Origin of the sequence: Rhizobium sp. ARZ01 (assembly GCF_014851675.1) — a bacterium.
In the GTDB taxonomy this organism is placed as follows: domain Bacteria; phylum Pseudomonadota; class Alphaproteobacteria; order Rhizobiales; family Rhizobiaceae; genus Mycoplana.
Genome location: NZ_JACVAE010000001.1, coordinates 1906703 through 1923828 on the forward strand (window position 1 = coordinate 1906703; position 17126 = coordinate 1923828).

The 17126-nt window shown below is 58.7% G+C and carries 31 protein-coding genes and 1 tRNA gene; 22 read left to right on the plus strand and 10 right to left on the minus strand.

Annotation, left to right across the window (positions count from 1 at the left end; genetic code table 11):
* Positions 1 to 7: 7 nt before the first annotated feature.
* Positions 8 to 307: a hypothetical protein gene (locus IB238_RS09165; RefSeq protein WP_192245513.1), complete on the minus strand. Its 300-nt coding sequence runs from the start codon at positions 305 to 307 to the stop codon at positions 8 to 10.
* 74 nt (positions 308 to 381) lie between these two features.
* On the opposite strand from IB238_RS09165, the gene IB238_RS09170 reads away from it, so the two are divergent.
* Positions 382 to 1176 carry an HNH endonuclease gene (locus IB238_RS09170; protein ID WP_192245515.1) on the plus strand — a complete coding sequence of 265 codons (795 nt, stop codon included), beginning with the start codon at positions 382 to 384 and terminating at the stop codon, positions 1174 to 1176.
* A 32-nt stretch (positions 1177 to 1208) separates the two neighbouring features.
* Here the strand turns inward: IB238_RS09170 and IB238_RS09175 are convergent, their stop codons facing one another.
* Complete coding sequence (locus tag IB238_RS09175) at positions 1209 to 2678, minus strand: DnaB-like helicase C-terminal domain-containing protein (protein WP_192245517.1); 1470 nt, start codon at positions 2676 to 2678, stop codon at positions 1209 to 1211.
* A gap of 80 nt (positions 2679 to 2758) precedes the next feature.
* Between IB238_RS09175 and IB238_RS09180 the strand changes: the two genes are divergently transcribed.
* On the plus strand, positions 2759 to 3382 hold the full coding sequence (locus IB238_RS09180; protein ID WP_192245519.1) for a hypothetical protein: 624 nt from the start codon (positions 2759 to 2761) through the stop codon (positions 3380 to 3382).
* Between the two features lie 8 nt (positions 3383 to 3390).
* Here the strand turns inward: IB238_RS09180 and IB238_RS24945 are convergent, their stop codons facing one another.
* The 7 genes from IB238_RS24945 to IB238_RS24540 all read right to left on the minus strand — a co-directional run bounded on the left by IB238_RS24945 (position 3391) and on the right by IB238_RS24540 (position 6175).
* Positions 3391 to 3513, minus strand: coding sequence for a hypothetical protein (locus IB238_RS24945; protein WP_281414436.1), 123 nt, complete (start codon positions 3511 to 3513; stop codon positions 3391 to 3393).
* A gap of 24 nt (positions 3514 to 3537) precedes the next feature.
* Positions 3538 to 4161: a hypothetical protein gene (locus tag IB238_RS09185; protein ID WP_192245521.1), complete on the minus strand. Its 624-nt coding sequence runs from the start codon at positions 4159 to 4161 to the stop codon at positions 3538 to 3540.
* Positions 4158 to 4547, minus strand: a complete 390-nt coding sequence (locus IB238_RS09190) for a helix-turn-helix domain-containing protein (RefSeq protein WP_192245523.1) — start codon at positions 4545 to 4547, stop codon at positions 4158 to 4160. Before IB238_RS09190 ends, IB238_RS09185 begins: the two co-directional genes overlap by 4 nt.
* 50 nt (positions 4548 to 4597) lie before the next feature.
* Positions 4598 to 5131 (minus strand): hypothetical protein, encoded by a 534-nt coding sequence (locus tag IB238_RS09195; RefSeq protein ID WP_192245524.1) that lies wholly within the window; start codon positions 5129 to 5131, stop codon positions 4598 to 4600.
* Positions 5128 to 5496: a hypothetical protein gene (locus tag IB238_RS09200; RefSeq protein ID WP_192245526.1), complete on the minus strand. Its 369-nt coding sequence runs from the start codon at positions 5494 to 5496 to the stop codon at positions 5128 to 5130. The genes IB238_RS09195 and IB238_RS09200 overlap by 4 nt, the downstream gene beginning before the upstream one ends.
* Before the next feature lie 257 nt (positions 5497 to 5753).
* The gene (locus IB238_RS24950) at positions 5754 to 5888 is read right to left on the minus strand and encodes a hypothetical protein (RefSeq protein ID WP_281414437.1); all 135 of its coding nucleotides are present in this window, start codon (positions 5886 to 5888) and stop codon (positions 5754 to 5756) included.
* On the minus strand, positions 5885 to 6175 hold the full coding sequence (locus IB238_RS24540) for a hypothetical protein (RefSeq protein ID WP_246723514.1): 291 nt from the start codon (positions 6173 to 6175) through the stop codon (positions 5885 to 5887). Before IB238_RS24540 ends, IB238_RS24950 begins: the two co-directional genes overlap by 4 nt.
* Here IB238_RS24540 and IB238_RS09210 point away from each other — a divergent pair.
* From IB238_RS09210 to IB238_RS09300, 20 genes are all read left to right on the plus strand, one after another.
* Positions 6155 to 6946, plus strand: coding sequence for a S24 family peptidase (locus IB238_RS09210; RefSeq protein WP_192245528.1), 792 nt, complete (start codon positions 6155 to 6157; stop codon positions 6944 to 6946). The genes IB238_RS24540 and IB238_RS09210 overlap by 21 nt on opposite strands.
* Positions 6943 to 7122 carry a hypothetical protein gene (locus tag IB238_RS09215; protein ID WP_192245530.1) on the plus strand — a complete coding sequence of 60 codons (180 nt, stop codon included), beginning with the start codon at positions 6943 to 6945 and terminating at the stop codon, positions 7120 to 7122. Before IB238_RS09210 ends, IB238_RS09215 begins: the two co-directional genes overlap by 4 nt.
* An 18-nt stretch (positions 7123 to 7140) precedes the next feature.
* The gene (locus IB238_RS24955) at positions 7141 to 7272 is read left to right on the plus strand and encodes a hypothetical protein (RefSeq protein WP_281414438.1); all 132 of its coding nucleotides are present in this window, start codon (positions 7141 to 7143) and stop codon (positions 7270 to 7272) included.
* A gap of 53 nt (positions 7273 to 7325) precedes the next feature.
* Positions 7326 to 7583, plus strand: coding sequence for a hypothetical protein (locus IB238_RS09220; protein WP_192247566.1), 258 nt, complete (start codon positions 7326 to 7328; stop codon positions 7581 to 7583).
* On the plus strand, positions 7580 to 8449 hold the full coding sequence (locus IB238_RS09225) for a DUF3800 domain-containing protein (protein WP_192245532.1): 870 nt from the start codon (positions 7580 to 7582) through the stop codon (positions 8447 to 8449). The genes IB238_RS09220 and IB238_RS09225 overlap by 4 nt, the downstream gene beginning before the upstream one ends.
* Positions 8450 to 8700: 251 nt before the next feature.
* Positions 8701 to 9783: a hypothetical protein gene (locus tag IB238_RS09230; RefSeq protein ID WP_192245534.1), complete on the plus strand. Its 1083-nt coding sequence runs from the start codon at positions 8701 to 8703 to the stop codon at positions 9781 to 9783.
* Positions 9784 to 10216: 433 nt separating this feature from the next.
* Complete coding sequence (locus tag IB238_RS09235; protein ID WP_192245536.1) at positions 10217 to 10447, plus strand: hypothetical protein; 231 nt, start codon at positions 10217 to 10219, stop codon at positions 10445 to 10447.
* On the plus strand, positions 10444 to 10659 hold the full coding sequence (locus IB238_RS09240) for a hypothetical protein (RefSeq protein ID WP_192245538.1): 216 nt from the start codon (positions 10444 to 10446) through the stop codon (positions 10657 to 10659). The genes IB238_RS09235 and IB238_RS09240 overlap by 4 nt, the downstream gene beginning before the upstream one ends.
* 5 nt (positions 10660 to 10664) lie before the next feature.
* Positions 10665 to 11003: a hypothetical protein gene (locus IB238_RS09245; protein WP_192245540.1), complete on the plus strand. Its 339-nt coding sequence runs from the start codon at positions 10665 to 10667 to the stop codon at positions 11001 to 11003.
* A complete protein-coding gene (locus tag IB238_RS09250) occupies positions 11000 to 11317 on the plus strand; it encodes a hypothetical protein (RefSeq protein ID WP_192245542.1) in 318 nt (105 codons plus the stop codon). The genes IB238_RS09245 and IB238_RS09250 overlap by 4 nt, the downstream gene beginning before the upstream one ends.
* Positions 11318 to 11323: 6 nt before the next feature.
* Positions 11324 to 12166, plus strand: coding sequence for an ERF family protein (locus IB238_RS09255; RefSeq protein ID WP_192245544.1), 843 nt, complete (start codon positions 11324 to 11326; stop codon positions 12164 to 12166).
* Complete coding sequence (locus IB238_RS09260; protein WP_192245546.1) at positions 12163 to 12774, plus strand: lambda exonuclease family protein; 612 nt, start codon at positions 12163 to 12165, stop codon at positions 12772 to 12774. The genes IB238_RS09255 and IB238_RS09260 overlap by 4 nt, the downstream gene beginning before the upstream one ends.
* The gene (locus IB238_RS09265) at positions 12775 to 13563 is read left to right on the plus strand and encodes a recombination protein NinB (RefSeq protein ID WP_192245548.1); all 789 of its coding nucleotides are present in this window, start codon (positions 12775 to 12777) and stop codon (positions 13561 to 13563) included.
* A gap of 70 nt (positions 13564 to 13633) precedes the next feature.
* Entirely contained in the window at positions 13634 to 14014 is a 381-nt protein-coding gene (locus tag IB238_RS09270; protein ID WP_192245550.1) for an HNH endonuclease, read from the plus strand.
* Between the two features lie 11 nt (positions 14015 to 14025).
* The gene (locus IB238_RS09275) at positions 14026 to 14310 is read left to right on the plus strand and encodes a hypothetical protein (RefSeq protein WP_192245552.1); all 285 of its coding nucleotides are present in this window, start codon (positions 14026 to 14028) and stop codon (positions 14308 to 14310) included.
* On the plus strand, positions 14307 to 14669 hold the full coding sequence (locus tag IB238_RS09280) for a hypothetical protein (RefSeq protein ID WP_192245554.1): 363 nt from the start codon (positions 14307 to 14309) through the stop codon (positions 14667 to 14669). The genes IB238_RS09275 and IB238_RS09280 overlap by 4 nt, the downstream gene beginning before the upstream one ends.
* Complete coding sequence (locus IB238_RS09285) at positions 14666 to 15124, plus strand: hypothetical protein (protein WP_192245556.1); 459 nt, start codon at positions 14666 to 14668, stop codon at positions 15122 to 15124. The genes IB238_RS09280 and IB238_RS09285 overlap by 4 nt, the downstream gene beginning before the upstream one ends.
* Positions 15117 to 15575 carry a DUF5131 family protein gene (locus tag IB238_RS24960; RefSeq protein WP_281414439.1) on the plus strand — a complete coding sequence of 153 codons (459 nt, stop codon included), beginning with the start codon at positions 15117 to 15119 and terminating at the stop codon, positions 15573 to 15575. Before IB238_RS09285 ends, IB238_RS24960 begins: the two co-directional genes overlap by 8 nt.
* Positions 15572 to 15778 carry a hypothetical protein gene (locus IB238_RS09295; RefSeq protein WP_192245558.1) on the plus strand — a complete coding sequence of 69 codons (207 nt, stop codon included), beginning with the start codon at positions 15572 to 15574 and terminating at the stop codon, positions 15776 to 15778. Before IB238_RS24960 ends, IB238_RS09295 begins: the two co-directional genes overlap by 4 nt.
* Positions 15750 to 16787, plus strand: coding sequence for an integrase (locus tag IB238_RS09300; protein WP_192245560.1), 1038 nt, complete (start codon positions 15750 to 15752; stop codon positions 16785 to 16787). The genes IB238_RS09295 and IB238_RS09300 overlap by 29 nt, the downstream gene beginning before the upstream one ends.
* A gap of 63 nt (positions 16788 to 16850) precedes the next feature.
* Here IB238_RS09300 and IB238_RS09305 read toward each other — a convergent pair.
* Positions 16851 to 16926, minus strand: a tRNA-Lys gene (locus tag IB238_RS09305).
* Positions 16927 to 17126: the final 200 nt, after the last annotated feature.

Below are 17126 nucleotides of genomic sequence, written 5' to 3' on the forward strand. Positions count from 1 at the left end.
GTGATGACTATCTCCGATCATTGGTTATTTCGTAGAATTGAGCATCATTCTGGAACAGTCGCTCCGCTCGAGCACGGCGGGCGTCCTTGATACTCCCGCCAACAATCTCCCGCGAAGCAACGAGATTTCCATTGAAGTAGGCGACGAAGTGACGGAGCACAGCCTTCGTCGCCGACAGTTCATCTGGAAACACGATCGGCTTATCGCCCTCGCCCATCAACGGTTTCGGCCTCGCATCTCGAGCAAAGCGGAGCATGGCCCACCAGCCCATAGGGACCTCTCTCGCGTAGCCTGCGAATTCATTCATTAACCGTGCTCCTTTACGGCAATGCAACCGACGAGCTGCAGAACCATTGCGACTAAACGCATTGGGGGCAGCTTATGTTGGGTATTGAAATTGGAACGGCCTATCTGAGCCGAATGGCTATTCGCGCGGATTTCGATTGCCATAATCGATGGGGCATCGACCGAAGCGGAGAAGACCACATCATTATCCTGGTCAGCGATCCCTCCAAGGTTCGTCGTCACCGCTACCGAGATGCGCTCATGGCCGATGGCCGGTTCCGATTTTATGGCCAGGCACCTCGAGACGGTGATCCTAATGCCAACAACAACCACATGGTCAGAAACCACATCGAAGGTGGCGACTCCCTGGAGCTGTTCATCAAGGAGGGCGAGATTTATGTGTATCGTGGTGAATGGGTACTCGATGAGGAAAATGCGCTTCGGAATGGCCAGGTGGTTTTCTACTTGCGACGGCATGAAATGAATGGGCAAGCGATCTTCGATCAAGCGGTAGAGGAATTCCGCAATGATCCGGATCTCAGAGAGCTTGCATACCAAGCTGCAGACGAAAACCCAGCTCGTCGGGGCAGAGCAACATCCGTATTCAGAAGGAGTGCGATCATCGTGGCCCACGCGCTCAATCGGGCGGGGGACGAATGCGAATACCGTGAATGCGAGGCTCCCTTTGAAAAGCCAGACGAGACCAAGTATCTCGAAGTTCACCACATCGATCGACTGGCGGATGGAGGTCCTGACCACCCGATGAATGTCGCGGCGTTGTGCCCCAACTGCCATAAGGAACTGCATTTTGGGACTGAGCGGGTCCGAAAGAACGCGGAGCTTCGCGGAATCATCCAAACAAGAGAGCGAAATGACCTTCGGGACGGCTAGAACAACATCTCCGGTCGGCTTCATTATGGCCACTAGAACATCCTCCCCTGGTCGCCCTGCTGCGGGTCGGTAAACATGGTCCGCGGCCCGTCCCATCCGACTTGCTTGCGCTGCGGCCAGCGTGTGTGGCGGGAAAGTGCGAGGACGATTTCGGCCCGGTCGCGAACGTTGCCCCGGACCTCTTCCCAGACGCTGTGGAGATCGTCCATTTCGGCCGGCTCGTTCTCATCCATCACCGCTTCGGCGCGGAACGGGGTGATGACGTGATCCGCGTCCTTTTCGCAGGAACCGAACAGGTCAGCAGCTTTCGGCCGGCGGCCGATCACCTTCATGTACGTCTTGCGGGTGATGGTTCTGTCGGTGATCTCGAAGATGTTCTTCTTGAGCTGCGCCGCCGCGACGATCGGCAGTCTGTTCTTCCCGGCGGAGACCTTCAACTTGCGAGTGACGATCGACGCGAACTCGGCGTCACTCGTCCTGGCGTGGTTCTGATCTTTCTCGACAAGGCCGACGTGATCGACGACAGCCATGCCGCCTTCATGGAACTTGGCGAAATCGGCAATCTCCCGCTCGATCTGCCGCAGGGTCATGGAGTCGTCGCGGATGAAGACTCGCTCCTGCCACGTCTCGGCATTGCGACGGGCGGTCTCCAGCCGCTCATAGTCCCTTTCGGAGACCTTTCCCCTCACCTGCTGCCATGCCTTGATATCGGTGATACGGGCCAAGGCGCGGCGGGCAAGCTCTTCGTCCTTCATCTCCCCGGAGTTGATCCAGATCGGATGGCCGTTCATGGCCGCACCGGCAACGATCTGTTCCATCAGAGAGGACTTCCCGTGCTTGGTCATACCCCCCATGATGACCAACTGGCCGGGGAGAAGCGGCCCAATCATGTTCATCAGGAACGAGATGCCGTAGTCGACGCCGGACAGTCCCTTGCCTTGGTAGGCCAGCGCCGTAGAGGCAAGAGAGCGCTTCGCCGCGTCGGCGAGCGTCTTGGCCTGAGGCTGACCGTTGAGTGCCCTTGCGACGTCCTCGAAACGAGCGCGAAGCGCCTCGAATTCGTCCATGATGTCGAGTTCGAGCGAGAAGGCCGCGTCTTCTATCTTGTGGCCGAGGGAAACCAATGCACGCCGTGCCGCCCGATCCATAATCCCATCGGCATAGTCGGGGGCGTTGACGACGTTGACTGCGTCGGCAGCCAGTTTCGCCAAATACTGTGCCGGAGTCCTCCCATCGATCATCGTGTCCGGGACATAGGACTTGACCGTAATCGTGGTGATGGATCGACCGGCCTTGCGAAGGTCCACCATCGCGTCGAAGATTTGCCCATGAAGCGGCTCGTAGAAGTGCGCGGGCTCCAAAGGCGCGCGGATGGCGTCTATCGCGTCCGCGTTGATCAGGATCGCACCAAGCAGCGCCTTTTCCGCATCAATGCTGGACGGCAATTCCCGCTGCTGGTCGCGGTATGTGGGGTGGAGGGACATGTCGACAGCGGCGTTCATGCGGCGCCTCCTGCCCATGCAGCATTGAAAGCGCGAACCGAATCGTGCGTCAGTTGCAGCGAGGCGAATGGGGTATCGCTATGTGCGACAAGAGATTTTGTGTGCCGGTGCTGACCGCACTGGCGCTCGCAATGTTTATTTTGGTCATGCGCTTTCTGCCTGAACTGGCGTCCTGGTCTTCTTGGGATCTTTGCGCTGACGAGGACTGCAATGTCCAAAGCTGGCTCGGAGCGCTGAGTGGGTGGGCCGCCACTGTCGCGGCGGCTGTAACCGTCATCTTTCTCCGAAACCAAATTGTTGAGCAGCGCAAGCAGACAGAATTCGTTCTCGGAGATGCTCCCCCGACGATGGACATCACGCCTGACCTCGATGACCCATCCGAGATGGTGGTTCGGCTCGTGAATTGGAACCGGCGCACCCTCTTTGTTCGCGCCATTAGCCTGAACGTTGGCAACGCAATGGGAATTATGGAAATAAAGGTCGACGGCACGGAGTTGGGCTTGGGCGATATGCGCTGGCCATACCCCCTGCGTGGATGGGAGGACCGCAGCAATGGACCCCACACACTTCAATTCAAGATCGCTGCCAGTGAAGGAAACAAGATCATTCGCGAATGGCCGCAACATGCGCGAGTCGAAATGAGCATCCAGCTTCTCGATGATAGACACAGTCTGAAAACCCTCAGTGCCTTGGCGCACCCTTAGATGGTCCATCACGCCGCCTCCTTGCGCACCTGGCGCGTCTCGTCTGGGAAATGCTCGATGATCTGCTGAACGATCGTGTCCGCCGTCGGCTTGCAATCCGGCAGGAAGGTCCGCTTGGCGTTGATCACCATGGGGGATGGCTGGGAGGTGCGGGGTCATGCGGCCACCTTCCGCTTCTGCTCATAGGCGCCGGTACGAAGCTCGACGAACCGCTGCTGCATCCATTTGATTTCGGGGATGGCGCAGTTGTGCCAGCACGTGCAGACACCGATGGCCTCGGCCGCGTCCTTCTGCTCTGCCTTGGTCGACGGCAGGGCGATGTTCTCGCGCTCTGCGTATTCGATAGCGAGGTCTTTCCAGTCCTTCCCCTCACCCGGCTTCACGCCCTTGCCGTAGTAGACCGGGCGCCAGCTGGTGGCCGCGATCGTGCCGTAGGGAATGCCGCGGATTTGGCAGATGGCGATGACCGCGCCGGCGATGCCGGTAAGCTGGAGCGCAGCGGGATTGATGGTGGAGACGATCTCTTCCTTGCCGGTGAGGTCGACCTTCCCCTTCTTCTTGAACTGTCGGACGCCGTGCTCCGGGCGCTCGATCGCCACGAAGTCGGGTGCGTGGTCCTTGACGAGGCGCCAGAAGAGGTTCGCTGCAATCGCGTACTTCTCTTCCCACTGATAATCTTTGACCGAGAACGTTCCGCAAATGATGCTGGAGCGGTGCTTGTTGCTGTCGCGAACGGCCCAGCCAGAACGGGTTGCGAGATCGAGGCCCATGATGATCATCGGTCGCCTCCGATCGGCAGGAGCCGGTAGACGGCGCCACGGCCTCCCTGAGGACCTTTGCTACCCTCGCGCTGAATCATCCATCCGAACGCTCCCAGGTGCTTCCTGAGGCGCGTGAGCTTCACACGGAACACCATGACAGCGTTGTCCGGCTCATCCTCAAACTGGTAAATGGCCTCGATCAGCGCATCGCGGCGAACCCGTTTCCCGACCGGCTTTGAAAGCGTCTCCAGGATGGCTTTCGACACCCACGATTTTTCGGCGTCGATGATGGATTGGATCGGCGCCGCTTCTCCGATCGATCCGCCGCAACACGGGCAGGAATAGGTCTCAATTCTGGCTGCTACGTTCATCGGCTCACCGCTCGGAAGAAGAAGGTGAGGCATTCGCGCCTCTGAGGTGGCCCGCCGGAAAGCGCGGCGGGCTCTGGGAGAACTCAAACGTCTGGATCGGAAGGCGGCGCCTCTTGGTCGGCCGCTTCATTGATACGCGCGAGGATATCGGGAATATCGGCCTCGTACTCGTCGTGGCCGTCGTCGTAGGCTTCCAGCCAGAGCTTGTCGTCGACACTGCCGGCGTCGTAGCCGGACACGCGCTCCGCGTTCAGCAGGCCGGCCTTGTAGCCCTTGGCGCGGATCATGCCTTCGTTGTCGACACGATCAGCCTGCGCGAGAAGGTCGCCGCCAGATGTCTCCGGGATCAGGCCCAGCCATTCGAGGTTTTCACGATCGGACTTGAGCCGATCGACTGGCTTCTGATCGTCCTCGCCGAAATGAGCTTTGACGTAGTGATCGAACTTCTGGCCGGTGAAGGTCGGATCGGATGCCTTCGCGATCTTGCGGTTCACCGACTTTGCTGCCGCAGCCTCGCGGCGTCTGGTCTCTTCCGCGATTTCCTTTCGGACGTGATAGGCGAACAGCTTCTGCCGGTCGCCCTCACTCAGTTGCGTATTGTGGCCTGCTGCCGTCATCCCTTCACTCCTCGTTTCGCTCGTTCGACTTTCGCCGCCAAAACCTCAGCTTCAGCAGCAAGATCTGCAAAAGTGTCATCCACGCCGATCCTTGCTTTCTCGACTTCGATTTCGTGTTGAAGCTCGGCGATCTGCCGAGCGCAGTAGTCGAGATAAGCCGCGCGAACCCGAGAGAAGACCGACAATCCGGGGTCTTTCGTCTCGCCGTTGATCAGGCGCCGGAGGGAACGGGCCGTCATGCCGCAACGACGCCCTACCCGATCCAGTGCATTCATCTGATCGCCGTTTCCGCGGCTTTCTCTTTCCACCATTTTCCGCGCGTACGCGGCTGTAATGTCTGGGGAGAATGCGTCTGCAGTACTCATCGCCTTCGCCTCTGGTTTGAAACTCTTGGTTGCTACAACTGGTCTGAAATTTGCCATCTCTGTCACACCGCCTCTGGTACATTTGTCCCCGTACCAAGGGCGGCGTGACGGAAGGAGTTAGGCCCGCCCCGCATAAACCCGGCCGGAAGGCCAGACTTGAAACGGAACTGGATATGCAAATGAGAGACCGAGCGCGGCGCTGCGAAGCCGCCAAGCAATCAGCAGCGCCCGCATCTCGGGGGTCTCGGAAATGGAGGTCACATGTCCCTCCAGAACTCTGATGTTTCGTGATCGTATGTCGCGCGCCGACGGCTCTTCTCCGCGAGGTAGATCGCAATGGAGACCACCGTCAGGCCGATAACGACCGAGAGAGTCCAACCGAGAGCGGTCATGCCGTCACCGCCACGCGAGCGCGTTCAAGGATCGCATCCAGCGCCTCTGCCGTGAGGATGGGCAGGAAGTCATTCGCGGTGATTTCGATCTCGTTTGCTCGTGCGTATGCCAGAAGCCCTGGCACGTCGCTTTGCGGAATAATGCCGCCGGTTCCGCCGCGGTCTTTCGGGTACATCCAGCGATACACCCTCGAGACGTGCTTACCGGTAATCTCGGACACCTTTTCGATGCCGATCTTGGCGATGATGGACTTTGCTGGTTCCAGGTGTTTTTCGCTCATACGCATAACTTTGCGATATTCGCGATTATCGGTCAAGCTATTTTTGCGATCTTCGCGATAGCAAAATTTGCGGCAATCGCGAAAATGAGGACCATGGACCCAAAACGCAAACAAATCCGCGACTGGCTGCAGGCCGAGCTTGACCGCAAAGGTCATGGCGCGAAGGGAAAGCTTGCGACGTATCTTGGGATCCGGGCCGACGGCATCACCCGTATGCTCAACATCGACCCAAACAAAGAGACCCGAGAAGTTAAGGCCGAGGAACTGGTCAAGATGGGCGAGTTCTTCGGAACCGTCCCTCCAGTTATCAAATCCGATCTAAAGCCGATGACGACGCCCATCGGTGAGGTAAAGGTCATCGGCCGGGTTGCGGCGAATACCTGGATGGACGTGAGCGAAATGGACTTCGACTATGACGATGTCGAAACCGTTCCGTCTGTCGGCGGGTATCCCCCTAGTTGGCAATATGGCCTCATCATTGAAGGTAACTGCCTCAACAAGATCGCACAGCACGGCGAAAAGCTTGTTTGCCTCAACATCATCGCTGCGCAACTCGAGCCAAAGCCAGGCGACTTGGTGGTTGTCGAGCGCAAGAAGTATGGCGGCCAGATGGTCGAACGGACGGCAAAGCGATTGCGGCAGTCCGCTCATGGATACGAGCTCTGGCCTGAAAGCAACGATCCCGCCCACCAGGATCCCATCGTGCTCTATGAGCCCGATGCCGATGTTCAGGTGAACATCATTGGCAAAGTCCTCTGGATCGTCCGAGAGCCATGACTGATCGCCTCCTCCTCGACAAAGACGTCGATAGGGCGCTGGAGCGAGCGAGGAAGGAACTACGCCTGACGCGAGACGGTGCGATCCGGGCAATTTTACGGGACTGGCTTGAAGGCCATGCGTATCTGCCGGTTCGCGACCTGGACGAGGATAGCCCGACCAAGGGCGAAGCCTGAAAAGGGAGGAAGCGCCACATGGAGAGCGGAAGCGAGCGCGGATCGCTCTACTACCGGATCGTAGGGGAGAATTCGAACACCAACGAAGGTATGGCCAGAATGCTTGCGGCGATTGCCGTATTCATCGTGGTGTTCGGGTTTGGGTGCTGATGGGCTGAGCGGTCGAAAGCAGCAATCGGCGGGAGCGGCTTGATATGGGGGAAATGACGGAGGACCAGATACCGGACTTTGTTCGCGAGATCGCCGCAACCGGCTGCGACATACGAGCCGTCGGCGACGACGCGTACGTCATAGCTGATGTCGATTTACCAGACGATGTATACGAAGCGATTGAACCAGAGCTTTTGCGCATCTCCGCGAAATACGGTCGTCGCGATCATCTATTGCTTCAGATTGTGGCCTATCTGAAGTCAATCGGCCGGGTCTACCCAGAGGACAGCAAAACGGAGGGGACAGCTTGAGCACACCGGATTTCGAGTTCGTCGCCTATATCGACGAGTCTGGGGATCCGGGCTTGAAGCGCGTCCGCCCTATCGACGAGAGGGGAAGCACCGAGTGGATGACGCTTTCAGCCGTTCTCGTTCGCAGAGAAAAAGACCCTGAAACTACACAATGGGTAGCGGACATTAACCGCGCGATCGGAAACACGAACACTCAAATTATTCACTTCAAAGATCTTGACGGCGAACAGAAGCTGCAAGTCTGCAACCGACTAAGCGATCTCCCGGTTCGCCTATTTGTCGTCGCCTCGAACAAGAAGAACATGCGCCGGCACCGCAATGAACGCGCGGAAAAGGTCAACTCAAAACAGTGGTTTTACAACTGGATGGTTCGCATTCTCTTGGAGCGCGTGACCGACTGGTGCTTTCGATACGCAACTCATCACCGCCTCCATCGACGACATGTCAAGTTTGTCTTTTCACAATCGGGCGGCCATTCCTACAGCCAGACGGCGGCTTACCACGAGCTATTAAAGTACCAGTCCCGTGGTGGCCGGACGTTTCTAACGAAACGGACGCCCAGATGGGAGGTGATGAGTTTCAAACTCGTTGAGGACTTTCCCCACTATCAAAAGGCCGGGCTACAGTTTGCGGACGTAGTGGCGAGTGCTTTCTATCAAGCAGTAGACAACCTGGACACCGGCCCGTGTAACGTACGCTATGCAATGGCGCTGGAAAAACGAATGGCACTCGGCATTTCCGACGAACACCATGACTACAGCGTGGTGTTGCAGCCCACTCCGTGCTGGGAAGCGGACATCTCGGAAGATCAGAAATCTATCTTTCGCCACTACGGCTACGATTTCACGAAGCCAAAAAGGTGGTAGGCCCCGGCTCCTGTTTCGTTCGGCGCTGCTAGGCGGCGTCGTTGCTGCCATGCCCCGGATAAGACGCTCACGCGTCGAGAGTGATCGGCGTTCCTACCGAGAACAAAATAGGAATATCCCCGATTCTCAGCAAATAAATCTTTGTAACAATCGCGCAAGCTTCGAGGGTCGTTGCATTTCACCGACGCGTCTTTCAGGCCACCCGCAATCATCCCGTGCAATCCAATTTAGCATGAGCTAATTTATATGCGATGCGGCTGCAGACATTAGACAAGGCTCAAGAAGGGGTAGTTGACATGAGATTAAACCCAATCGCCACGTCCGTCGTCTCCGTACTTGCGTTCGGTAGTCTGCCGGCAGATTCGGTAGCACAACAGCTTGATCAAACGGTGTGCTCCGTCCTCGCCAGCAAGCTCACACCGGACCTGTCCTACCAGACCTCAGCGGAGACCAGGCAGAAGGTCTACAGGAGCTTAATAAGCAGTGAATCATACAAAGCATTCGGAGCAGCGAGAAACACCACACTCGATGCGGGGCTCACAGTTGTCGGATATGTCGATGCAACACTTGGGACGACCTCCGACGAGAACTCCTGGGAAACCAACTGGAGCAAGTTTGTCAACATGACTGGCTCCGAGTTCGCACTCTCCGCCAGCGCAACAAGCCTCAACAACAAGTGGAACCCGGAGCTTCTCTCCGCCTTACTACAAGGCTGCACAACCACTTCATTTTACGGACAACTTGTAGCTATCAATACCGGAAACGATGGCTTCACCGTCAAGTTGAATGGTATTGGGAAATGGGAACTCTCCGGTGTTAAGGCCAGCCCCGCTGACGCATCCCTCACTTGCTCTGGCGACGAGAAGGCGACTGAAGACAACCCTATAACGAAGTACGACGATCGCTTACTCACATGCTCGAAAGATCCCAGAGCAACCATTTCCGTGACGGTAAGTTCAAGCCAAGGCGACGCCGGCCCGTTTATGGTGCTTTCCGTGGAAGATAGTCTGCGGCAGCAAATAAAGGATGGCTCCAGCGTCCTTGGCGGTGCCATTATCCGGATTGAAAAAAAGTTAGCAGAACTTGACGCAAAGCAAGCGGTACAAGCGGACTCGATCAAGAGCGCCACTGCGGCGATCCAGCTAAACCGCGCAGAGCTTTCGTATATGATCGTCCCCAACTCTACCAGTTGCCCCGCCGGCTGGGAAAACTTCGGGAATGCCGGATTTCTACTCCAAACCGCGAACGTCGACCGCGCGGCACTCGGGCGCGGTGGACCGTACGGAGGAGGAGAATGGACATGGACGCATCCTTACCTCTGTAAGAGACAGTAAACCTCTAACTAGTCTTCTATCTGCTATCTGAAGGCTGGTGAGGGAGGGTTCCGGCCAAAGCTTCCCCCTACCCCATGGACCGAGATCCAAGAGGCGGGGGAAGCAGTGACTTGTCCTGAAGGCCGGAGCCGGGATGGGACACGTGCCAGGGCGCCTTTCAGCTAACCCGCCCTCATTTTCTGGTAGCACAGTAGGGCTTTCGCTTCCCGCGCTTCGGGCTTCACCAGCTCGGGAGTTGCACCCGGTCGCCCGTCGTCTTGGCATAGACATACACCCATGATTCGCGATCCGTCAAAAATATTTTGCGATTATCGCGATTATTGTTCTTGACTGACTTTGCGATTATCGCGAATATCTCCCCATCAGCCACCCGGAATGAGCCCGCCACCAAGGCGAAGCACGCGAAACCGGTCGGCACTGAAGAGGATGGGAAATGGATATCGCAGCAGCAGTTCAGAGGATCCGCGCAGCAGCCATGGCAAAGCCGGCATCGCAGCGCGCCCGGTATGTCTTCGACAACATCGAGCACCAGCAGCGCCTTGCCCGCAAGTTCGTCGAGTCTCGGGTCAAGCCGTCGACGTGGTCGCTGTCGGCGCACGAAGAACTGATCCGCGGCCTGATCGCCATGGAGAGCGAGTTCCGTGCTGAGAGGGTTGCGGCATGATCACGGCAACCCAACTCGCAGCCATCACGCACGCCAGTTCCGACCTGATCGGCAAGTGCAACGTCCTCTACTTCGCCGGCCACAGGCTGCACGAGGTTTCGGTCGCCGGCCATCACGAGGACTTGGAAAACTCACTGCAGAGTATCGCCGACGCCCTCGGCTACGAAATCGTCAAGCGCGAGGCTCCGGCCGTCGCAGAAGCTGCGGAGTGATCGACATGTCGCACAAGTATCGCGCCGAACAGGCCATCCACATCAGCGGTTTGGAATGCGGAACCGAGATCGAGCTCAAGATGATCGTGAACTTCACGGTCCATAAGGGTTGCGCTCAGACGCTCAACCAACCTGCAGAACCGGCGACGGCCGAAGTCGATGAGGTCCGGTTCTTCGACGGCGAGGACGAGATCAAGCTTCCTTGGTCGATTGAGGACCGCATCACCAGCCGAGACGAGTTCAAGGACTGGCTTCTGTCCGAAGCGGCCGAGGATCGCGAATACGCTCTTGAGCAGGCCGCAGAAGCGCGCAGCGAAGAACGCTGGCTGGAGGATCGGGCATGAGCAAGCACACTCAGTTGCCTTGGACCGCAACGCCAGACGGATATCTCGCCGCGCCATCAGATCAGATGAACGGCGGATACTACGTCGCCCAGGTTTTCGGCCCTGACTTGATCGAGAACCAGAAGCTCATCGAGCAGGCTGTCAACGGCTACGGCGAGTTGCTCGAAGCGGCCAAGGCTGTGCTGTCCGCTGGGATAATCAATCCGACCGGTAGCGCGAAAGTCGAGGCGGCAAAAGTCCTCCTCGAAGCGGCCATCGCCAAGGCCTCCCCCGACATCACCAAACGCGAAGCGCCTGCAGAGGCGGCGGAGTAACCGACCATGAACAACGTGATCGATCCGCCCCCGCCCGGTGTCTGGCTGGGAGACGCATCAAACGGCGTCATCGCGAAAGCAAAACAGGCCATGGAGGCACGGAAAATGGAAAATGCAGTTCAGGTTCATACGCCGTCACAATTGGCTGTAGAGCAACCGCGGGCGGTCATGACGCCCATGGAGATGGTAGGCCGCGCGCTTGAGATGGGCGTGTCTGCTGACATCCTCAAGCAGATGATGGATTTGCGCGACCGGGAAGAGGCGAACCGGGGCCGCAAGGCGTTTGATGCCGCCATTTCCCGCGCCAAGGCCGACATCACTCCGGTGGTCAAGAATGCGACCGGTCACAACAGCAAGCGCTATGCCGACTTCTCTGCAATCGCTCGCGCTGTCGACCCTATCCTGTCCCGCAACGGTCTGTCGTATCGCTTCAAGACCACGCAAGCCGACAAGATCAACGTCACATGCATCCTTTCCCACGAGGACGGCCACTCAGAGGAAACGTCGCTGTCCGCGCCTGCTGACACCAGCGGGAACAAGAACGCCATCCAGGCGATCGGTTCGACGCTGACATATCTTCAGCGATATTCGCTGATCGCGGCGCTGGGTCTAGCAGTAGCCGAGGACGATGACGGGCGAGCCGCCGGCCAGACCGAGCAGGAGCGCATCACACCTGAACAGGTGAAGATCATTCAGATCCTGCTCGACCAGACCAAGTCGGACACCGAGCAATTCTGCAAGATGGGCAAGATCGATGCTCTCCCCGACATGCTCGCGAGCCAATTCGACAGCGCCGTTCGCATCCTGAATGACCGCAAGGCCAAGATGAGCCAGAGGGCCGCATCATGATGCAGGTGTTCGACATCGAACAGGGCGAGGCCGAGTGGTTCGAAGCTCGGCTCGGCATCCCGACCGCCAGCAAGTTCGCCACGGTCATGGCCAAGGGCGAAGGCAAGACGCGCAGCGAGTACATGCGCCGCCTCGCCGGCGAGATCCTGACCGGTGAACCGTCCGAGACCTTTGCCAACGCTCACATGGAGCGCGGCAAGGTCATGGAAGACGACGCACGCGAGACTTACGCCTTTGTCGAGATGGCCGAGATCAAGCGCGTCGGGTTCATCCGCAACGGCAACAAGGGCGCTAGCCCGGATAGCCTTGTCGGGACGAACGGCGGATTGGAAATCAAGACGGCCATGCCGCATATTCAGATCGACCGCCTCGAACGCGACCGCCTGCCGCCCGAACATAAAGCCCAGGTGCAAGGCAACCTTTGGCTCTCCGAGCGGGAATGGTGGGACTTCGTTTCCTACTGGCCTCGCCTGCCCATGCTTACCGTTCGCGTCTACCGCGACGAGGACTACATCCGCGAAATGGCTGGCGAGATCGACCGGTTCAACGCGGAGTTGGCCGATCTGGTCGAGCGCATTCGCCACTACGGCATGAAGGAGGCGGCATAAATGGGCAGGGCTCTCCTCGTCCTCGACACGCCGGCAGTTCGCCAGAAGGCAGTCGATTGGATCGGCCGCGCACCATTGGGCACGCGCGTCGAGTTCAAAGCGTCCAAGCGGACCTTGCCGCAGAACGATATGCTCTGGGCGCTGCTGACCGAAGTGTCGCAGCAGCTGGATCACGCCGGCAGCAAGTACGACCCGTCACAGTGGAAGGCGATTTTCCTGCATGCTTTCGGTCGGGAGGTCAGTTTCCTGCCGAGCTTGGACCGGAAAACCTTTCTGCCGCTCGAGCTTTCGTCGTCCGACCTTTCCAAGGACGAGATGACCGACTTCATCGAGTTCATCATGAAGGAAGCCGGCGAGCGCGGCGTCCTCTTCAAGGACCATAGGCAACAAGATCAATCCAATCCCGGCGAGGAATCCCCCTCCGCCTCTGCCGGTGAAGACGCGCCCGCTGGCGGACCCGCGTCACAGGACGGCGGGAGCTCCGCAGCCTCGCCGTCCTCCAACCATTTCGAGTGGCTGCAGAGCATCGCCCGGATGCTATGGGCCGGAACTTTCACAACCGACGATATCGACGAGAACCTTCGCCTCCTTGAGTGCCAGAAGCTCTCCGCTTTCGCGGCTCATCGGAAGCCGAACGATTGCCCGCAGGAGATCGTCGGCAAGGCGGCCTCTGCCTACGGCTACTGCCAGCGGGTGGCAAGCCGCACCATCGAGCGCGGTGACGGGCTCGCACTCGTCGCCGGCGTCGTCGGCTGTGACCAGGACGATTTGATCGGAGAACGGGCATGACCGCCCTCTCCCGCAAACCGCTCTGGCGCCGGATCCTCGATGCCCTGCTCTCTGGATGGTGGGGGGTGTGATGGCGCGCACGGTCCCAGAATGGATCGGCAAGACCGATGACAGCAAGGTTCCTGACCGGGTGCGCACTCGCGTCTTCGACCGTGAAGGAGGCATCTGCCACTTGACCGGCAAAAAGATCGACCCGCTGCGAGACGAGTGGGACCTTGATCATAAGCACGCGCTCATCCTCGGCGGTGAGCATCGGGAAAGCAATCTTTTCCCTGCCCTTCGCGAACCGCACCGCCGCAAGACGGCAGCAGAAATGAAGGTCAAATCGAAGATCGCCCGCGTCCGAAAAAAGGCGCTTGGCATCAAGAAGCAGTCCAGCTGGGGCCATCTCGGCCGGCGCATGGACGGCACCGTATACGACAAACGAACCGGCGAAATCATCGAGCGATGAAGGGCTCAACCATGATCATCAGCATTTTTTCCCGCAAGCACGCATCAGCAACCGCGCCGGTCGAGCGCATCCCAGACCACGACAAGGCCCGCCGCCTGGTCGACACCAGCATCGATCGGTTGCGCGCGCGAGCTGACTTCCTGCAAGGCAACATCGAGCGGGACGCCGCCGAACTGCGCGAGACCGATCGCATCCTCGAAGCGCTGCTCGAGGCGAAGGCGAAGGTTGCACCGCCTGAGATCGAAGTCGACCAGTCCGAACTTGAAGCGATCATGTTCAGCGAGGCAGCGGAATGAGCACGACATCCTCAGCCGCAGTAATCGGCATCCTTGTCCTTGGCGTAGCCGCTGGGGTCGCAAGCTACATGATCCAGACGCACATCGAACAATCTGAAATCAGCGTTGTCTCGAAAGAGCGCCTGCTGAGTGTCTCGACGGACAGCGACGGCAAATCGTCGTCCAAGTACCGAAACTTCGTCTACTCCGACGCCGAGACCTACGTCGTAGAGGACTCGCTGTGGAACGGCCATTTCACCTCCTCGACGGTCTACGCCAAGATCCAGGAAGGTGCTCGTTGCCGTGTCACGCTGGCCGGCTACCGCTTCGGCTTCCTCTCCATGTTCCAGAACATCATCGAAGTGGAGTGCGGCGCATGACCAAGATCGACACCGGGCCGGCGCTGGCCGAGCTTATCGCGCTCCTCGAACGGGCAGACGGGCCAAGCCGGGAGTTGGATGCTCTCATTGCGGCAGAGCTTGAACCTCACCTTTTCGACGCCCCCGGCTTCATGCCAGAGCGTCCGATCCCGCCCTTCACCTATGACAAGGGCGAAAACGTGATCCGCTTCCAAGGCGGCGGGCTGATGGATGTTCGTTTCTTCCCTGCCGTGACCAGTTCTCAGGACGCCGCCGTTGCGCTGGCAGAGCGGGTTTTGCCGGGGTGGACCATCGCAGCAATCGGCCAAGACGACCGGAAAGGATGGCACGCGGAACTGCGTGAGGGATGCCGGACAAGCTACAGCACCGTGGCTTTGGGCGGCGCACCCAACGGAGCCCTCGCCCTCTGCCTCGCCCTCCTCCGCGCTGTTCAGGAGAACCGCCACCATGGCTGAAAACTCGAAAATCGAATGGACCGATCACACCTTCAATCCGTGGATCGGATGCACGAAGGTCTCCCCGGCCTGTGACGGCTGCTACGCGGAAAACCTCATGGCGAACCGATATGGCCGCGCTCAGTGGGGAGCGGGCGAGGATCGTCAGCGCACCGGCAAAGCGAACTGGCGCAAGCCGATCGCATGGGAAAGCACGACGTCGGTCTACATCAAGTACATCACCGACAGCCGCTACCAGAAATTCAGCCCAGAGGCGCGGAAGTGGTACAAGCCCTATCGGTGCTCGTGCTGCACCGATGCAAGGGCAGCGGCTTTCGAGGAGGCGGCGGGGATTGCGGACGATCACGGCTTCATCAACGACGATCCGACCGGCCACGCCATCGCCGGGTTGATCCGCAGCCGCGCGCAGGATGGACGGCCCTGTGGAAAGCCTGTGGACGACAGCCCATGAGCAGAGCCCGTACTTACACCAAGACCGAGATAGCCGACGCTGCTGCCGCTGCGGCGATGCACGGCGTCCGTGTTATCATGCATCCGTCCGGTGAGATCGAGTTCTCGCCGCGCCATTTCGCTGCCAAGCAAGAAGATGAGAGCAGCGGCGCAAAGGCGCTGAAGAGGTGGCTCAATGAAAGGGATGCTCGTCGGAGTGCATAAGGTCAACGTCAAATTGGCGGATGGCTCCGTCGTAACCTACTACTATGCTTGGCGCGGCAAAGGTGCGCCACGCATCTCCTCGAAGCCGGGGACGAAGGCTTTCACGCAGGAATACATCAGGCTAACTCGCGATCGGCAAAAGAAAGTCGTCGCTGGCACTATCGGCTCATTGATAGACGACTATCGCAAGACTGCCGGCTATCAGAAACTCGCCGCGTCGACCCGGCGGGACTATGAGCGGCAGTTCGCCACCATCCGCCTAGAGTTCGAGACCTTTCCCATCGAATCCATTGAGGAACGAGGAAGCCGCCGCATCTTCATCGTATGGCGCGATACGATGAAAGACGCCCCGCGTTCAGCCGACATGCACATCGCGCTTCTGGCACGCCTCTTTTCATGGGCAAAGGGGAACGAGCTTATCCTTCGGAATCCATTGGAAGAAGTCGAGCGGCTCCATGAAGGCACCCGGCGCGACATCATCTGGTCCGACGACCAATTGTCGGTACTGATCGAGAAGGCAGCGCCCCACATTCGCAACGTCGCTCTGATCGCCCTGTGGACTATGCAAAGGCAGGCCGACATCCTGGAGATGCCAACACTGGCTTTCGACGGGGGGAGAGTTTCGATCAAGCAGGGGAAGACAGGGGCAAGGGTCCGCATTGTCGCTGCACCGGACATTCTGCCAGTTCTCAGGAAGGCGAAGGAAGCCGAGCAGCAGCGCGTGCTTGTGAACTCATTTGGGCAGAACTGGACATCGAGCGGCTTCCGGGCGTCATGGCGCAAGGAGATGGCGAGGCTGGATATCAAAGGCGTCACCTTCCACGATCTGCGCGGAACGGCAATCACCTATGCCTATGCTCATCTGGACAGATCGCACGACGAAAAGATCAAGCTGATATCGGAGATTTCCGGCCATTCGGCAGAGGACGCCGAATCAATCATCCGCAAGCACTACCTCGCCGGACAGGAGGTAATCGACGCAATCGGTCGCGGAACAAAGAAAGCATAAACTGTAAAATGCTGGCTTTGGTGTAAAATGCGGGTTGGTAGAATGCCGCTAAGTGTTTGATTTTGGTGGGTGATCACGGGCTCGAACCGTGGACCCGCTGATTAAGAGTCAGCTGCTCTACCAACTGAGCTAATCACCCGTCCAGAACCGCGTCGCTGCGGTCTGATGGGGCGTATAATGGCCTTGGCCGACCTTGTCTACCCATCCTTCTAACTTTTGTTTCGATTGGCACGATTTTTTTGTGTGCGCCGATGAAAGGCGTGGTCGCTGGCCACCCAGCGCGCTTGGGGAGTCGCCCCGCGACCGGGCAAGCGATTGGAATGGCGCGGAAAAACGTGT

Excerpts from the sequence above, each read along its gene's own strand:
- IB238_RS09245 (WP_192245540.1), top strand. The coding sequence starts at position 10,665 with ATGTCGCACAAGTATCGCGCCGAACAGGCCATCCACATCAGCGGTTTG.
- IB238_RS09295 (WP_192245558.1), top strand. The coding sequence starts at position 15,572 with ATGAGCAGAGCCCGTACTTACACCAAGACCGAGATAGCCGACGCTGCT.
- IB238_RS24950 (WP_281414437.1), bottom strand. The coding sequence starts at position 5,888 with ATGACCGCTCTCGGTTGGACTCTCTCGGTCGTTATCGGCCTGACGGTG.
- IB238_RS09175 (WP_192245517.1), bottom strand. The coding sequence starts at position 2,678 with ATGAACGCCGCTGTCGACATGTCCCTCCACCCCACATACCGCGACCAG.
- IB238_RS24960 (WP_281414439.1), top strand. The coding sequence starts at position 15,117 with ATGGCTGAAAACTCGAAAATCGAATGGACCGATCACACCTTCAATCCG.
- IB238_RS24945 (WP_281414436.1), bottom strand. The coding sequence starts at position 3,513 with ATGGTGATCAACGCCAAGCGGACCTTCCTGCCGGATTGCAAGCCGACG.
- IB238_RS09190 (WP_192245523.1), bottom strand. The coding sequence starts at position 4,547 with ATGCCTCACCTTCTTCTTCCGAGCGGTGAGCCGATGAACGTAGCAGCC.
- IB238_RS09260 (WP_192245546.1), top strand. The coding sequence starts at position 12,163 with ATGATGCAGGTGTTCGACATCGAACAGGGCGAGGCCGAGTGGTTCGAA.
- IB238_RS09235 (WP_192245536.1), top strand. The coding sequence starts at position 10,217 with ATGGATATCGCAGCAGCAGTTCAGAGGATCCGCGCAGCAGCCATGGCA.
- IB238_RS09170 (WP_192245515.1), top strand. The coding sequence starts at position 382 with ATGTTGGGTATTGAAATTGGAACGGCCTATCTGAGCCGAATGGCTATT.
- IB238_RS09250 (WP_192245542.1), top strand. The coding sequence starts at position 11,000 with ATGAGCAAGCACACTCAGTTGCCTTGGACCGCAACGCCAGACGGATAT.
- IB238_RS09195 (WP_192245524.1), bottom strand. The coding sequence starts at position 5,131 with ATGACGGCAGCAGGCCACAATACGCAACTGAGTGAGGGCGACCGGCAG.
- IB238_RS09185 (WP_192245521.1), bottom strand. The coding sequence starts at position 4,161 with ATGATCATCATGGGCCTCGATCTCGCAACCCGTTCTGGCTGGGCCGTT.
- IB238_RS09255 (WP_192245544.1), top strand. The coding sequence starts at position 11,324 with ATGAACAACGTGATCGATCCGCCCCCGCCCGGTGTCTGGCTGGGAGAC.
- IB238_RS09265 (WP_192245548.1), top strand. The coding sequence starts at position 12,775 with ATGGGCAGGGCTCTCCTCGTCCTCGACACGCCGGCAGTTCGCCAGAAG.
- IB238_RS24955 (WP_281414438.1), top strand. The coding sequence starts at position 7,141 with ATGGAGAGCGGAAGCGAGCGCGGATCGCTCTACTACCGGATCGTAGGG.
- IB238_RS09275 (WP_192245552.1), top strand. The coding sequence starts at position 14,026 with ATGATCATCAGCATTTTTTCCCGCAAGCACGCATCAGCAACCGCGCCG.
- IB238_RS09300 (WP_192245560.1), top strand. The coding sequence starts at position 15,750 with ATGAAAGGGATGCTCGTCGGAGTGCATAAGGTCAACGTCAAATTGGCG.
- IB238_RS09165 (WP_192245513.1), bottom strand. The coding sequence starts at position 307 with ATGAATGAATTCGCAGGCTACGCGAGAGAGGTCCCTATGGGCTGGTGG.
- IB238_RS09285 (WP_192245556.1), top strand. The coding sequence starts at position 14,666 with ATGACCAAGATCGACACCGGGCCGGCGCTGGCCGAGCTTATCGCGCTC.
- IB238_RS09180 (WP_192245519.1), top strand. The coding sequence starts at position 2,759 with ATGTGCGACAAGAGATTTTGTGTGCCGGTGCTGACCGCACTGGCGCTC.
- IB238_RS09220 (WP_192247566.1), top strand. The coding sequence starts at position 7,326 with ATGACGGAGGACCAGATACCGGACTTTGTTCGCGAGATCGCCGCAACC.
- IB238_RS09280 (WP_192245554.1), top strand. The coding sequence starts at position 14,307 with ATGAGCACGACATCCTCAGCCGCAGTAATCGGCATCCTTGTCCTTGGC.
- IB238_RS09270 (WP_192245550.1), top strand. The coding sequence starts at position 13,634 with ATGGCGCGCACGGTCCCAGAATGGATCGGCAAGACCGATGACAGCAAG.
- IB238_RS09200 (WP_192245526.1), bottom strand. The coding sequence starts at position 5,496 with ATGAGTACTGCAGACGCATTCTCCCCAGACATTACAGCCGCGTACGCG.
- IB238_RS24540 (WP_246723514.1), bottom strand. The coding sequence starts at position 6,175 with ATGCGTATGAGCGAAAAACACCTGGAACCAGCAAAGTCCATCATCGCC.
- IB238_RS09240 (WP_192245538.1), top strand. The coding sequence starts at position 10,444 with ATGATCACGGCAACCCAACTCGCAGCCATCACGCACGCCAGTTCCGAC.
- IB238_RS09230 (WP_192245534.1), top strand. The coding sequence starts at position 8,701 with ATGCGGCTGCAGACATTAGACAAGGCTCAAGAAGGGGTAGTTGACATG.
- IB238_RS09215 (WP_192245530.1), top strand. The coding sequence starts at position 6,943 with ATGACTGATCGCCTCCTCCTCGACAAAGACGTCGATAGGGCGCTGGAG.